Annotated in this window: 13 protein-coding genes; 11 read left to right on the forward strand and 2 right to left on the reverse strand. The window is 62.3% G+C overall.

The features are described 5' to 3' along the window. Nucleotides 1-33: 33 nt before the first annotated feature. The 6 genes from ACE103_RS01955 to ACE103_RS01980 all read left to right on the forward strand — a co-directional run bounded on the left by ACE103_RS01955 (nucleotide 34) and on the right by ACE103_RS01980 (nucleotide 6,874). Entirely contained in the window at nucleotides 34-801 is a 768-nt protein-coding gene (locus ACE103_RS01955; protein ID WP_375778126.1) for an enoyl-CoA hydratase/isomerase family protein, read from the forward strand. After that, the gene (locus tag ACE103_RS01960; protein ID WP_375778127.1) at nucleotides 802-1,569 is read left to right on the forward strand and encodes a creatininase family protein; all 768 of its coding nucleotides are present in this window, start codon (nucleotides 802-804) and stop codon (nucleotides 1,567-1,569) included. Nucleotides 1,570-1,709: 140 nt separating this feature from the next. Next, nucleotides 1,710-2,840: an LLM class flavin-dependent oxidoreductase gene (locus ACE103_RS01965; RefSeq protein WP_375778128.1), complete on the forward strand. Its 1,131-nt coding sequence runs from the start codon at nucleotides 1,710-1,712 to the stop codon at nucleotides 2,838-2,840. 26 nt (nucleotides 2,841-2,866) lie between these two features. Next, nucleotides 2,867-3,646 (forward strand): enoyl-CoA hydratase/isomerase family protein, encoded by a 780-nt coding sequence (locus ACE103_RS01970; RefSeq protein WP_375778129.1) that lies wholly within the window; start codon nucleotides 2,867-2,869, stop codon nucleotides 3,644-3,646. 1 nt (nucleotide 3,647) lies between these two features. Continuing rightward, nucleotides 3,648-5,519 carry an AMP-dependent synthetase/ligase gene (locus ACE103_RS01975; protein WP_375778130.1) on the forward strand — a complete coding sequence of 624 codons (1,872 nt, stop codon included), beginning with the start codon at nucleotides 3,648-3,650 and terminating at the stop codon, nucleotides 5,517-5,519. Between the two features lie 122 nt (nucleotides 5,520-5,641). Beyond that, nucleotides 5,642-6,874, forward strand: coding sequence for an ABC transporter substrate-binding protein (locus tag ACE103_RS01980; protein ID WP_375778131.1), 1,233 nt, complete (start codon nucleotides 5,642-5,644; stop codon nucleotides 6,872-6,874). Nucleotides 6,875-6,920: 46 nt separating this feature from the next. Here ACE103_RS01980 and ACE103_RS01985 read toward each other — a convergent pair whose 3' ends face one another. Beyond that, nucleotides 6,921-7,784 (reverse strand): helix-turn-helix domain-containing protein, encoded by an 864-nt coding sequence (locus tag ACE103_RS01985; protein WP_375778132.1) that lies wholly within the window; start codon nucleotides 7,782-7,784, stop codon nucleotides 6,921-6,923. Between the two features lie 142 nt (nucleotides 7,785-7,926). Further along, on the reverse strand, nucleotides 7,927-8,676 hold the full coding sequence (locus tag ACE103_RS01990) for a GntR family transcriptional regulator (protein WP_375778133.1): 750 nt from the start codon (nucleotides 8,674-8,676) through the stop codon (nucleotides 7,927-7,929). A gap of 125 nt (nucleotides 8,677-8,801) precedes the next feature. Between ACE103_RS01990 and ACE103_RS01995 the strand changes: the two genes are divergently transcribed. From ACE103_RS01995 to ACE103_RS02015, 5 genes are all read left to right on the forward strand, one after another. After that, complete coding sequence (locus ACE103_RS01995; RefSeq protein WP_375778134.1) at nucleotides 8,802-9,680, forward strand: fumarylacetoacetate hydrolase family protein; 879 nt, start codon at nucleotides 8,802-8,804, stop codon at nucleotides 9,678-9,680. A gap of 190 nt (nucleotides 9,681-9,870) precedes the next feature. Beyond that, nucleotides 9,871-11,493 (forward strand): FAD-dependent monooxygenase, encoded by a 1,623-nt coding sequence (locus ACE103_RS02000; RefSeq protein ID WP_375778135.1) that lies wholly within the window; start codon nucleotides 9,871-9,873, stop codon nucleotides 11,491-11,493. After that, the gene (locus ACE103_RS02005) at nucleotides 11,490-12,692 is read left to right on the forward strand and encodes an FAD-dependent monooxygenase (protein WP_375778136.1); all 1,203 of its coding nucleotides are present in this window, start codon (nucleotides 11,490-11,492) and stop codon (nucleotides 12,690-12,692) included. Before ACE103_RS02000 ends, ACE103_RS02005 begins: the two co-directional genes overlap by 4 nt. Continuing rightward, nucleotides 12,689-13,564, forward strand: coding sequence for a VOC family protein (locus tag ACE103_RS02010; RefSeq protein ID WP_375778137.1), 876 nt, complete (start codon nucleotides 12,689-12,691; stop codon nucleotides 13,562-13,564). Before ACE103_RS02005 ends, ACE103_RS02010 begins: the two co-directional genes overlap by 4 nt. A gap of 44 nt (nucleotides 13,565-13,608) precedes the next feature. Then, nucleotides 13,609-14,856, forward strand: coding sequence for an ABC transporter substrate-binding protein (locus tag ACE103_RS02015; RefSeq protein WP_375778138.1), 1,248 nt, complete (start codon nucleotides 13,609-13,611; stop codon nucleotides 14,854-14,856). The last annotated feature ends 122 nt before the right edge of the window (nucleotides 14,857-14,978 follow it).

Raw genomic sequence — 14,978 nt, forward strand, 5'->3', positions numbered from 1 at the left:
CCAATTCCGAGGCGCGCCACATAGGCTGTCGCCATGCAGAACGACGACGCTCTCATCGTCGAGCGCGACCTCGACATCGTCACGATGACGATGAACAGGCCGCCGGCGAATGCCTTGAACAACCGACTGGTCGAGCGTTTGCTTGACACGATTCGTGCGTTGTCCGCTCAAACCTCACCACCAGGTATCGTCTTGACCGGCGGAGGCGATCGCTTCTTCAGTGCGGGAGGCGACATCAAGGAAGTCGCCGGCATCGAGATATCCAGACCTCGCATGAGGAACTTCCATGCGCTGCTGTGCGAGATGGAGCGATATCCGGGCCCGCTGGTGTGCGCCGTCCGCGGCTATGCGGTCGGAGGCGCCTTCGAATTCCTGCTTCATGCCGACTACGTGGTCGCAGACCACACCTGCATGGTCGGGTTTCCCGAGATCAACCACGGTCTCCTGCCCGCGGCCAAGGGAATGCGGCACGCCGTGCGGAAACTGGGACTTCGGGAAGCGCAGGCATTGCTCTACTGGGGCGAGTTGGTCGACGCCCGGAAGGCGCTCGAAATCGGAGCGATCAGCGAGGTCGCAACCACTGTGAAGGTGATGGACCGTGCCGTGGAGGTATGCAGGCAGCTTCGCGGGAAGGAGCAGAAGCTATTCGCCGCGATCAAGCGCTCGTTGAACTTGACGGGACAGATGGATGACGCTTCGCTTGAGGCGATGACGATCGAGGATCTCGGCGCCTATTTGACCGGGGATAGCTCGGCAGACGCGCGCGCCCGCTTCCTGTCGAAGAATTCAAAGAAGGCATGAATGGCCGTACTGCCATCCCTTGAAGAAATCCGCCTGGAGCTCATGAGCTTCGAGGAGGTGTCGGCTGCCCTGGCGCAAGGATATTCGACGGTCTTGGTACCGTGCGGTGCGGTCGAGCAGCATGGGCCGCATCTTCCGCTTTGCATGGATGCCGATCACGCGGAGGCGCTCGCGGCAAGACTGGCGCAGCATCTCGGCTCGGCTTTGATCGCTCCGACGATCAAGGTCGGCTGTTCAGCCCACCATCTTGTCTTCCCCGGTACGATCTCGCTTCGACCGGAAACCTTCGAGGCGATCTGCCGGGATTACTGCACGAGTCTCGCCCAGCATGGTTTCAAGCGGATCCTGCTGTTCTCCGGGCATATCGGAAACTTTCCCGTCCTGCGCGACATGCTTCCGCGGTTGAGGCGCGAGGTCGCGTCTGACGTTGAGATCGATGCGTTCTGCGACGCCATTGCCTGGATCGACACATGGCGAAGCGCCGTCCGAGATGCCGGGGGTGACCCCAACGCAGTCGGCGGGCACGCCGACATCGCGGAGACGTCGCTCATGATGCGGCTCCGCCCCGATAGTGTGCGGCTGGACCGGTTCGAAGCCGGGTACCTGAGCGCGCTGTCCGAAGCGCAGCTTGAGTCCATGTGGAAGAACGGGATCAAGTCGATCACGCACAACGGGATCATTGGCGATCCGCATGGATCGACGGTCGAGATCGGCGCGCGATGCCTCGAGGCGATCGCGGATCTTCTGGCGTCCTCGTTGGCCAGATGAGGCGACGCCGGCATGCGGTCCGCCAGCTGCTGACAGCATAAAATTTGGAAAGCTGCGCAGCCGCCACCAGCATTCGGACGAAAATGTTGCCGCGCCTATGAAATCCTCTGCCATCTCGAATCTTCCAGAGGACTTAGAAGATGGCACTTTCGTTCGGGTTCTGGTCGGAGCAGGAAACCCAGGTCGGGCAGAGCTATGCACGCCGGCTTCATGAGCTGGTTGATGAGGTGCGCCTCGCGGAAAAGATGGGGTTCGACTGCGTCGCGCTGTCCGAGCAGCACGTCGCGCTCGGCGGCATCTCGAGCTCGGCCCCTGAGGTGGTCTACGGCTATCTCGCCGCGGTGACCTCTCGCGTGAAGCTGCGGTCCGCGGTGACCCTGATGCCGCAGAAGATCAATCACGCCCTGCGCTCGGCGGAGCGGCTGGCCGTCACCGATATTCTGTCGCATGGCCGCATGGAGTTCTACGCCGGCCGCGCCAACACGACCATCGCCATGCGGGCCTTCAACGTCGACCCGAATGAAACGCTCCCCCAAATGGAAGAGGGGCTCGCGCTGCTCAAGAAATCGATGCGCGAGGATATCTTCACCTTCGAAGGCAAGTATTACCAGATTCCGCCGCGAATGCTGGTTCCGAAGCCGCTTCAGAAGCCCCATCCAGTGATCGGCATCGCTGCTACAAGTGAACGGAGCCATAGCTGGGCAGGCGCCGAGGGGTTCGCCGTGCTGAGCAGCAACATCTACCAAGGGTGGGACTATCAAGCCAAGCTGATCAAGACCTACCGTCGCGCCTGGAAGCGTGACGAGCTTGGCCCGCTCGATCGCTCTCGCATCGGCCTTCCGATCTTCTTTGGCATCGGTGCCACGGACCAGAAGGCGAAGGAAGACTACGCTGAGCCTCTGATGCACTACGCCCGGATAGCGACCGACGCCTATCCCCGGCTGGCGAAGCTCTCCGGTGACTACGCATACATGAGCGAGAGCCAGCCGGCGGCAGAACGCGCCGGAAAGGATTGGGACTACCTGCTCAACGAATCGGCGACCACCGTTTGCGGGAGTCCGGACACCGTCATCCGTCAGCTCGAGAAATTCGAGGCATTGGGCATCGATGAAGTCCTGCTTCACCTCGATTCGGTGAACCACGAGAAGATCATGGAGGCGATCGAAATGTGCGGCCGCTACGTGATTCCGCACTTCAACGACAGAAACAACGTTGTGCGACCCACCGAGGAGATCCTCGACAAGATCCGCGCGATGCGGCCGCAAAAGTAGTTCCAGGACAGCAGGACGGAGAACCAATGTCACAGCACAGCTACAAATATCTGATCGTCGAGAAGCGCTCCAGCGGCGTTGCCGTTGTCACGATGAACCGGCCGGAGATCCTGAACGCCATCAATTGGGACATGCACGAGGAGCTGGAGCGGGTTTTCGTCGAGCTGGATCACGACAAGAACGTCCGCGCGATCGTGCTGACCGGCGCGGGGCGAGGCTTCTGTTCGGGCGGCGATCAGAAGTCGCTCGACAAGGGCCCGCTGCCGTCGCCGACCAGGAGCGGACGCCATCTGATCCGCAACATGCTCGAGGTCGAGGTGCCGATCGTGGCCGCCGTCAACGGCGTTGCCGTTGGGCTCGGGGCGACGCTTGCTCTGTTCTGCGACGTCATCTTCGCAAATCCGACCGCGCGATTTGCCGATACGCATGTGACGGCCGGCGTGGTTGCGGGTGACGGCGGCGCGGTGATCTGGCCGCTGCTGATGGGGCCGGTGCGTGCGAAGCACTACCTGATGACGGGCGAGTTCATCTCCGCCGAGAAGGCCGCCGCCATGGGCATGATCAACGAGGTCATTTCGGGCAGGGACGTCAAGGACGCGGCGGTCGAATATGCCGAGATGCTTGCAAGCGGCCCGCGAGAATCCATCATCTGGACCAAGTACAGCGTCAACAAGATCATCAAGCAGTACTCGCATCTGGTGCTCGACACCTCGGCCGCGCTGGAGATGCTGACCTTCGCGCTGCCCGAGCGGCGCGAGGCCGTCGCCGCCTTCGCTGAAAAGCGGAAGCGCTTCGCGGAGCGGTGAGATGGACGTCGAATCCATCACGTCGGGAGCTCAACTCGTCGAGGTGACCATCCCGCAGCTTCTGAGCGCGCGAAGGGCGGAGCAGCCCGAGGCGGTCGCCTACAAGCAAAAGCGTCGCGGCGAATGGATCGCCGCGACCTGGCGGCAGTATTCCGATCAGGTGGCCAATCTGGCGGCCGCCCTGCAGCAGGCCGGATTCGAGTGCGGTGATCGTGCGGCCATCATGGGCGATGTGTCCCAGGAATGGCTGCTGGCCGACATGGCGACGATCTGCGCCGGCGGCGTCATGGTCGGCGTGTACTTCACCTCGTCGCCGGAGGAAGTCGGCTATTACCTGAGCGATTCCGGAACCTCCTTCGTCTTTGTCGGCAGCGAGCTTCAGCTCGGCATCGTCCTGGCCTCCGGCCAGGCCGAGAGGTTGCGGAAGATCATCGTGCTCGATCCGGCGTGGACTGGGGCGGGTGCGGCGGCGAACGTCGTCTCGCTCGGGGACTTTTGCGAGGGGATCTCGGTCGATGCCGACGTCTTTCTTCGCAAGCAGGCCGCGCAAGCCAAGGCGAGCGATTTGGTCAGCATTGGGTACACATCCGGCACCACGGGCTTTCCGAAGGGCGCGATGCTGACCCATCTGTCGCTGCTCGCCGGTGCGCACAGCGTGACGACGTTCAGCCCGCGGATGCGTTCCGACACCCATCGCGTCGTCGTGCATCTGCCGATGTCGCATACGGTGGCGCGTGCGCAGGCGACGACCTTGCCTTTGCTGGCCCGGTTGGTGCCGCATTTCGGCGAGACCAGCATGGAGTTTGCCCAGACCATCAAGGAGGTGAAGCCGACCTACTTCACGGCACCGCCCCGCTTCTATCAGCGGTTCGCCACCCAGATCCTCAGCAAAGTCCATTCCGGATCGGCGAAGCAGAAGCAGGATTATCAGTTCGCGATGACGATCGCGCGCAAGGCGCTCGACGACCGCCAGGCCGGCGGCACGCCGGATCCCCTGATATCGGCGCTGTTCGCGGTCTGCCAGGACCAGATCTTCCGTCCGCTGCTCGCCGAAGTCGGGTTCGAGGAACTCGCGGTCACCTACACGTCGTCGGCTGCGATGCCGTCCGAGCTCATGTCCCTCTGGCAGCTATGGGGCCTGCAGTTGAAGGAATGCTACGGCCAGACCGAGCTGGTCGGCGCCAATCTGGTCCAGATGGCGGAATGGCCGGAAGCCGGCACCGTTGGCGTGCCCGTGCACGATGCGGCCTGGGAGACGGCGGTTCTCGAGGACGGGGAGATGATCGTCCGGGGACCGGGGCTGTTCGTCGGGTACTGGAACAAGCCTGAGGAAACGAAATCGGCGCTGAGCGATGGTTGGCTTTACACCGGAGACATCGTCGATATCGGCCCCACAGGCCTCTTCAAGCTGGTCGATCGGAAGAAAGAGATCATCAACACGTCGAACGGAAAATCCATCAGCCCGACGCAGATCGAGAATGAAATCCGGCACAGTCCGTTCATCTCCGAAGCCGCGGTGATCGGCGAAGGAAAGAAGTATCTCACCGCGTTGATCGAAGTCGACGCCGTTGCGACGATGGAGTGGGCGAGATCGCGGGATCTTCAAATCGCGCAGTACGCGGATCTGGCGAACTCCGAAATCGTCGTCCGGATGATCGAAGGCGAGATCGGCAAGGCCAACAGCAAATTGGCCAGAGCCGAGCAGATCAAGGCGTTCCGGATCCTGCCGGAAGAGCTGTCTCCCGAGAATGGCGTGATGACGCCGACCAGGAAGAAGCGCCGGAAGCAGATTACCGAGAGATATCGGTCGTTGATCGATACGCTCTACGACGAGAGTGAAGACGATCTTGTCAAGGCCGAGATGAAGACGTGACTTGAACGGGCGCACCTGCTGCGAGAGGCGCGCGCCCGGCGCGTGTCGCGTGCGCTGCCCGTCATCGAGTTCTTGATTTGATCGCCGCAATATTCATGCAGCCGACTGAGGGGGAACGTCACATGAAGACTAGCAACGAAAATGGCCTGACGCGTCGTGCATTGCTCGGCAGTGGCGTGGGCGCCGCCGCAGGGCTCGTATCGTGGCCGGCAAGGGCAAATCTCCCCGGCAAGGTACGGGTCGGCGCGATCAATCCGAGCAGCGGCGTCCTGGCGTTTCCCGGCCAGGCCTGCGTGCGCGGGATCGACGCCGGCGCGAAGTTTGCCAAGGAGAAATTCGGAATAGACATGGAAGTCATCCATGCCGACACGCAGAGCAGACCGGAGAACGGGCGAATTGCGGCCGAAAACCTGATCCGGCAGGGTTGCACGGTGCTCATTGGAGCCTGGGACTCGGGCGCAACCATATCTGCATTGCAGGCCGCGGAGGCCGCGAAAGTCCCGATGGTGGTCCATATCGCGAGCGCGACCCAGGTGACTTCGCAGGGCTTCACCCAGGTCTTTCGCTATTATCCGACGTCGCTGACGGTCGTCAGGAAGTCGTTGATCGAACTGAAGTCGCTGTTGTCGCCGCTCAAGGATGTGCCGACGAGCGCGGCCATCATGCATCTCAACAACACGATGGGGCAATCAACCGCGGCCAGCATCGATCAGGCGTGGAAGGAGGTCGATGTGCCTCTGAAGATCGCCCAGTACATCCCATACGACGAGAAGGCGAGGGATCTCTCAGTCGAGGTGGCCAAGGCAAAAGCCTCGGGCGCCGACGCACTGATATCGGTGACGCGCGTCAACGATGCCATCATGATCATCCGGGAATGCGTCAAGCAGGGGTGGAATCCCAAGCTGATCTTCTCGCCGAACTCGAATGGCGTGCAAGACAAGGCATACTACGACGCATTGGGCAAATACGGCGACGGCGCGATCCTGTCGACGCTGTGGTCCAACCCGAAGGCCCCCGACGCCGCGGCGATCCTCAAGCAATTCGCAGCCGACTATCCAAACGACTGGCTTGACGCCAATTCAGGATGTGCGTTCGAAGCCGTACAGATCGTTGCGGACGCGGTGAGCCGCGCCGGCTCATCTGAATCGGCTGCTATCCATGCCGCGCTCAAGGCGACCGACATGACGCCGATCCTGATGTCCAGCGGCAGGATCAGGTTCGATGCCAGTGGTCAGAATATGGGAAGCGATGTGACCCTGCTGCAGGGACAGAATGGCAAGCCTCGCGTGGTGGCGCCGCAAGCCGTGGCCGAGGCAACCCTTCAGTACCCGCTGGTGCCGTTCAATTCGAGATAGGGCATTGCCGGCCGCGGCTTCAGGATCCGAAGCCGCAACCTGCTGCCTATTCGAACGGCTCATGGCTGACGAAGCTCGACCGCTCGGCGAGGAAGCGACGAGGGCTCTTGCCCATTGTCTTCTTGAACATGGTGATGAAGGCGCTCGGCGTTTCATAGCCCAGATCGAGCGAGACCGCCTGGACGGAAGATCCGGTCGATAGCCGCTGGAGCGCGACAAGGATGTGGAGGCGCTGTCGCCAGCGCCCGAATGTCATTCCGGTTTCCTTCAACACCAGCCGGGCGAAGGTGCGCTCGCTCATGGCGTATCGGGCGGCCAGTTCGTCGACTGTACTCCGGTCGGCAGGATCATCGAGCAGAGATGCGGCCAGATGCTGAAGCCGGCTATCAGGGGAGATCGGCAGATACATCTGTTCGGTCGACATCTGGACCAGTTCGTCGAGCAGGACGCGCCCAAGTCGGCTTGTCGGTCCCTCGATCGGATACAGCGGCGGGAATACCGACAATCGATGGATCAGTTCGCGGACCAGCGACGATATCGTGAAAGTGCAGCATGTGGTCGGAAGCGCGCTCGCCTGCGGATCGATGAAGACGACGTAGACCTTTTTCGCCTCCGACATGCAGTTGCTGTGCAGGACTCCGGCGGGTATCCATACGGCACCCTGCGGCGGAACGATCCACAGTCCTCCCGGCGCGCGGCACATGACCGATCCATGAGAGGCCACCACCAGCTGGCCCTTTCTGTGCGAATGGAGCGGCAGCTCCTCATTCCCCTGACCTGTCTCGATGGACATGGCGACAATCGGCCGGTCGAACTGGTCTGGATCGATCGGATCGTAATTGATCCGAACGTCCGGCACGTTCATTCGGGCAAAGCCGGGATCCGTTTCAAGCGCGGGTGACTTCTGCATCGAATTCACTCGTGGAGACTGCAATTGCAGTCTGGCGGGCGGCGATTGGGCCGGCGGAGGATTCCGCTAAAGCATAGCGCTCCGGCGCAGGATCGTCACGGAAAAGCGATGCGCGTATGCGCGCCCCGCCGTCGATGCCGCGTCAGACCGGCGCGCCGCCTTTGCGCGGCAGGCTTTCAGGCAGGTGAGCGTCGCCTGGTCTCGCCTTTGCCGATTCCGGAGCCGGCTCGCCGGCCAATACGGAATCGAGGATGACCTTCGTGGTCATCTGCAGGTGCTTGTTCATCAGCGTGACGGCGCGTTCGCTGTCCCGCGCCAAGGTGGCCTCGGCAATCTCCCGATGTTCCCTGTCCAGGTCTCTGTCCACCTTGGACAAAGGACCGGAAAACGCGCGGTAGCGTTCGGAGTGATTGTAAAGCGTCGCGCGCAGATGAAGCAGCCAGGGGCTGCCGCATCCCGCTGCGAGCGCTTCATGGAAAATCTCGTGCGCCCGCGCATATTCTTCGCTGTAACGCCGCGCGGCCTTATCTGCCCATACCGGCGTGTGCGACAGGCGATGTAGCGCAGCGACCACCTGCGTCTGCCACTCGATCCCGCCTTTCTCGATCGCACCCCGAAGACACAGTTCCTCGATGCTGCATCGAACATTCGTGAGGTCGCTCAGCGCATCGACGGACAACGGCGCCACGCGGAAGCCGCGTTGCGGTTCGCTGACCACAAAGCCTTCTGATGCGAGCCGCGACAGTGCCTCGCGCACGGCGCTCGAGCCGACCTCGAAGCGGCGGCACAGATCGTCGATCTTCAGCTTTTCTCCGGGCGCGAAGCGGCACGCCAGCAATTGGGCGCGAAGCTTGGCATAGGCCCCGTGGGTCAGACTCGTCGGTGATTCCATGGGCTTAGCCATAACAAAAGGGGTGATCCGAGTCATTTAAAATATGCACGCTTTCAGAATTATGCATTTTTATTTGCAATATGCATTTTACGTGTTACAGGAGACGAACACGGAGGAAACACCCCATGCGGTTCATCGCTTACGAAAGAAACGCGAGGCGGGGCCTCGCGGTGGCCGATCCGGCCGGTCGATATCGGGGACTTGATGACGGCGCAGCGCATGGCCGGCTCGAGCGCGCCCTTGCCGGCGGGCATGATGGACTGAAGGATCTCGCAGCCGCTCTTCTCACGGGCGAGCCGCTCGATCCGGAAGCCGTGAGTTTCCTTCCGCCGCTGTCCTCACCCGGCAAGATCATCTGTGTTGGGTTGAACTATGCGGACCACACCGCCGAAAGCAGCATCCAGCAACCCGACTACCCCACGCTGTTCGGCCGGTTCTCGTCGAGCCTCATCGGCCACGGCGCGCCGATCGTGCGACCGAAGGTCTCGGCCGCGCTCGACTATGAGGGCGAACTCGTCGCCGTCATCGGGCGCGGCGGCCGCCACATCCCGCAGTCCGCGGCGCTCGATCACGTCGCCGGTTATTCGATCTTCAATGACGGCACGATCCGGGATTATCAGTTCCGGACGCCGCAATGGACCATGGGCAAGAACTTCGACGGCACCGGCGCGTTCGGACCCGCGCTCGTGACGGCTGACGAACTTCCGCCCGGTGCCAGCGGCCTGACGCTCGAGACGCGCTTGAACGGCACGGTGATGCAGAAGACATCGACCTCCCATCTCATCTTCGACGTCGCAACGCTGGTCGCGCTGATCAGCGAGGGTATAACCTTGTATCCGGGAGATCTGATCGTGACCGGCACGCCGTCCGGCGTCGGCGCAGCCCGCAAGCCGCCGCTCTACATGAAGCCCGGCGACGTCTGCGAGATCGAGATCGAGGGATTGGGGGTGCTCCGCAATCCGATCGTGCAAGAGGGCGATGATGCGGTACGCGCAGCTGCCTGACCTTCGCCGGCGTCGCTGTACGCGGCCGCGAACGGACGTCGTATCGATCGCCAGGAGGGTGAAAGCCTGGCCGAGGTCGATGCGCACAGTGCCCGGAGTTGAGGGAGTCGGTCAGGCCAGATCTTGATCTGGCCTGGTGCGGAAGCGGCAACACAAAATAATCCGCCGCCGGTCCTTATGGGAGGAAACAATGAAATCGGTTCCGGTTTTGATTGCAGGTGGCGGTCCCGTCGGGATGACGCTTGCGAATGTGCTGGCCCATTTCGGCATTCGCTCCATGCTGGTCGAGCGGAATGCGACGACGACCCGTCACCCGAAGATGGACATCACCAACAGCCGCAGCATGGAGCTGTTCCGCCGGTTCGGCCTGTCGGAGGCGTTGCGAAAGGTCGCGGTAGCGGAAGATCATCCCTTCGATGTCTCCTGGATCACGAGCCTTGCTGGATATGAGCTGCATCGCTTCCGGTACATGACCCCGAGCGAGTTTCGAAAGCACAGCCGAACCAGGAACGACGGCACTCAGCCGCTCGAACCGCCGATGCGCGTTTCGCAAGTCGAGATCGAACCTGTTCTGAAGCAGGCGATCGACACCCGTTCGGAAGTCGAGGTGCGGTTCGGCGTCGGCTTTGAAAGCTTTGAAGCGAAGGACGACGGCGTCGTCGCGACACTGCGAGAGCAGGGGAGTGGCGCGCAAGAGCAGGTAAGCTGCCAGTATCTCATAGGTTGCGACGGCGGATCCAGCCGCGTTCGCGCGGGACTGGATATCGCGCTGGAGGGGCAGTCGCGCGTCGGCGAGCTCTACATGATCCACTTTCGATCGACCGAGCGCGAGCTGTTGCAGCGCTGGGGTGTCGCCTGGCACTACCAGTCGCCGCTTGGAACCATGATTGCGCAGAACGATGATGATATCTGGACCGTGCATGTTCCCGTGCTGCCCGGGCAGGATGCGAGCAAGCTCGATCCACGCGCGCTCGTCGAGGCCTATGCCGGCCGGCCGTTTGCTTTCGAGATCCTGGTCGCCAATGCATGGACGCCGCATCTCCTTGTCGCCGAATCCTATGGCAAGGGACGGGTCCTGCTCGCCGGCGACTCCGCGCATCAGTTCATTCCGACCGGCGGCTACGGGATGAACTCCGGGGTCGGCGACGCCATCGACCTCGGCTGGAAACTGGCTGCAACGCTGCAAGGTTTCGGCGGGCTCGGTCTCCTTGCCTCGTACGAAGTCGAGCGGCGCCCCGTCGCCGCACGAAATCGCGACGCGTCCGGCCGCCACATGCAGGTGCGGATGCAGATTGCCGAAGCCTACGGAAACCTGCTGCAAGGCGACAACAGCGAAGATCCCGTGCGGCGCGCCGAAGTCGGTGCCGAGCTTGCGAGACTCGGCAACGCAGAGAACGAATGTTTCGGGATCGAACACGGCTTTGTCTATGAGGGATCGCCGATCGTCGCCAGCGGCGACGCCGCTCCATTTCCGTTCGATCCGGTCGTCTACAAGCCGACGACCACGCCCGGTGCCCGCCTGCCCAGCACATATCTCAAGGACGGGACGGCGCTGTACGATCGGCTCGGTACGCACTTCACGCTGATCGATTTCCGCGGCGCCGACCTGTCACCCTTCGTCGATGCCGCGGCGCGACGACGGATCCCGCTGTCGATCCTACAACTCGACGAGCCCGATCTGAAGGGCGTCTATGGCCGCGACATGCTGCTGGTGCGCCCCGACCATCACATCGCGTGGCGCGGTACGGACGGCAAGGCGCCCAATGCCGACGCGATCCTCGCAACCGCTCTCGGCTGGGGAGGCGCGCGGTGAAGCGGCTGCATGCGCTGGTGATCGGCGCCGGTATCGGCGGCACGGCCGCCGCCATTGCGCTGCGCCGGGCTGGTCTCGACGTTTCCCTGTTCGAGCAGACCATGGCGCAACGCGAGGTCGGCGCAGGCATCCAGATCAGCCCCAACGCCTCCCGGCTGCTGTGCCGCTACGGGCTTGGCGACGCCATGGCGCGCGCCGCCGTTCGCCCCGCCGCGGTGGTGTTTCGTCGCTGGCAGGACGGTCGTGTGCTGGGGCGCGAGGAATTGGGCGACGTCCTCGAGCACCGCTATGGTTCGCCCTACTACCATTTTCACCGGGCGGACCTCATCGCCCTCCTGACGGACGCGTTCGGCCGCAAGGAGATCAAGCTCGGACGCCGTCTGGTCCATGTCGAGCAAGACGACAGCGGCGTGACCGCGCATTTTGACGATGGCACGTCCGCGCGCGGCGATCTGCTGATCGGCGCCGACGGAATCCACTCCAGGGTTCGCGAATGCCTGTTCGGCGAGGAGAAGCCGAGGTTCTCGGGGCAGATCGCGTATCGCGGGCTCGCGCCTGTGGAACGCGTCGCGCATCTCGACCTGCCACTCGATGTCACCAACTGGGTGGGGCCGGGCGGACACTTTGTCCACTACTTCGTCGGCGCCGGGCGCTTCCTGAATTTTGTCGCGGTGAGCGAAGCGGCGACCTGGACGCGGGAGCAGTGGTCCGACCGCGGTTCGATCTCCGATGCCGTCGAGATCTACGAAGGGTGGCATCCGCAGCTTGCGACGATCCTCAACGCGGTCGATGAGACGTTCAAATGGGCGTTGTTCGATCGCAATCCATTTCCGGAATGGACGCAAGGGCGTATCGCGCTCCTTGGGGACGCCTGTCATCCCATGTTGCCGTTCATGGCACAGGGCGCCGCACAGGCGATCGAGGACGGCGCGGCGCTGGCGGCCTGCCTGAAACACGCAGCGTTCGACATTCCGTCCGCGTTCCGGGCCTACGTCACCTTGCGCAAGCCGCGTGCGACTGAGGTGCAGGAGAGATCCCGCGCCAATTCCACGACCTTCCACATGCCTGATGGACCGCAGCAGTTCGAGAGGGATCAAGTCCTCGCCACGCGCGGTGTGCACGGCAGCCCCGAGGCAATGAACAGACTTTATGGCTACGACGCAGAAGCAGTCGCAGCGACGCTGGAGGAAAAACCATGACCCGCGCTTTCCAAATCGCCTATGTCGATCTCGATACGCCTGCCGCAGAGCAGGAGTTCGCCTATTATGATCAAGTGATCGGTGCAACGCCGACCGAGCGCGGCTCCGACGGCCGCATTTATTTCAGCCTCGGTGTCGATCACCACAACATCACGATCAAGCCGGCATCCGAAAAGCGCCTCACCGCGCTGGGCCTCAGGATCGGTCAGGAGGCGGTCGACGAGACCATCCGCTCGCTGCGCGATCTCGGACTTTCTGCGGAAAGAAAGAGCGACGTGCGGCCGGGCGTTCCGAGCCTGGTGGAGGTCGTCGTTGCCGGGCACACGCTTCATTTGGTGCCGGAGATGGCCATGCCCGGTCCCGGCTTCCGCACCTCGGGCGTCATTCCGACGCGCCTTGGACATGTCGCCCTGATGGCACCGGAGGCGGACAAGCTGATCAAATTCTGTTCCGCGATCGGGTTTCGTGCAACCGATTGGTTCGAGGGGATAGCCACGTTCCTGACCTGCAACCACGATCATCACGTGCTCAACATCATCGCGGCACCGGAGGCGCGCGTTCATCACCTCGCCTTTGAGCTGCGCAGCCGCGCCGCGCATCACGATGCGGCGGATTTTCTGGCGACGACAGGCCATCCGATGCTCTGGGGCCCGTCGCGGCACACCGCGGGCCACAACCTTGCCTCCTATCACTATGACCCCAGCCGCTTTCTGATCGAGCTCTACTCCGACATGGACGTGCTCGTTCCCGAACTCGATATTTTCGAGCCGCGGCCGTGGCACCAGGCATTTCCGCAACGTCCGCGCGTGTGGACGATCGATCAGCTGACGACGTGGGGAACCCGTTTCGAATTCGACCTGAAGACGGCGTAGCGCCCGGCTGATTGCCGATCAAAAACCAAATCGCGAGGAAGCAGATGCCACGGCACGCGCGCGAGGCGAGATCCGCTTGTTTGGGTGTCGCGTTGACGATCGCTATCGGCTTGGCCGTTGCGGCGCCAGGCTCGGCTCACGAGGAGAAACGCTACGATACCGGCGCATCCGATACAGCGATCAAGATCGGCAACACGGCTCCCTATAGTGGACCGCTGTCCTCGAACGGCATCATCGCCAGGACCGAAGCCGCCTACTTCAAGATGATCAACGATCAGGGCGGGGTCAACGGCCGCAAGATCGAGTTCATCTCCTATGATGATGCCTATAGTCCCCCGAAGACTGTCGAGCAGACCCGCAAGTTGATCGAGAGCGACGAGGTGCTGCTGCTCTTCAATCAGCTCGGTACGCCGACCACCATGTCGGTCATCAAATATGTCAACGCCAAAAAGGTACCGCAGCTGTTTATCGCGGCGGGCGCAACCGTGTTCGGCGACCACAAGGCATATCCCTGGTCGATGGGTTTCCAGCCGAGCTACCAGAGCGAAACGCGCATCTACGGGAAATACCTGCGCGAAAACTATCCCAACGGAAAGATTGCCGTGCTGTCGTCCAATGACGACTTCGGACGAGACAATATCAAGGGCTTGAAAGACGGTCTGGGCGAAGGGGCCGGCAACATCGTCGCCGAGGTCACGTATGAGACGAGCGCACCGACGATCGATTCCGAGCTCGTGAAGCTGAAATTCTCCGGCGCGAGCATCTTCGTCAATTTCGCCTCCGCGAAATTCGCGGCCCAGGCCATCAAGAAAGCCGCAGAGATCGGCTGGAAGCCGGTGCAGATCCTGCATGGAAACTCGCAGTCGATCAGCGCCGTGCTGAAGCCCGCCGGCCTCGAGAACGCCAGAGACATCATCACCGCGGGCTACAGCAAGGACCCCGCGGATGCGGCCTGGAAGGACGACCCCGGCTTGAAGCGATTCTCCGATTTCATGGCCGAGCACATGCCGGGCGAGGATAAGGACAACTCTTACGTGGTCTATGGATACAACGCTGCGCAGGCGCTGGTCGACGTGCTCAAGCAATGCGGGGATGACCTGACGCGCGCCAACGTCATGCGGCAGGCCGAGGCTTTGAACGGGGTTCACCTCGACATGCTTCTTCCGGATATTGCGTTGACGACATCGCCAAGTGACCACTACCCGATCGAGCGAATGCAATTGCAGAAGTTCGATGGGCAGAACTGGGTGCGGTTTGGCTCCGGTGTTGAGGGGACGCTGGACAAGAGGTGACGGGGCACCGGCGGAGGTTCGATTGGCAAAACTGTTTCTCCGTCGCCGATACGCGCTCCCTGAACTGCGATTAACCCTTGCTTAGGCGCGGCTAACTACCTTGCAAGCAAAGATTGCAAGGG

It is taken from the genome of Bradyrhizobium sp. ma5 (genome assembly GCF_042258955.1).
Taxonomy (GTDB): Bacteria; Pseudomonadota; Alphaproteobacteria; order Rhizobiales; family Xanthobacteraceae; genus Bradyrhizobium.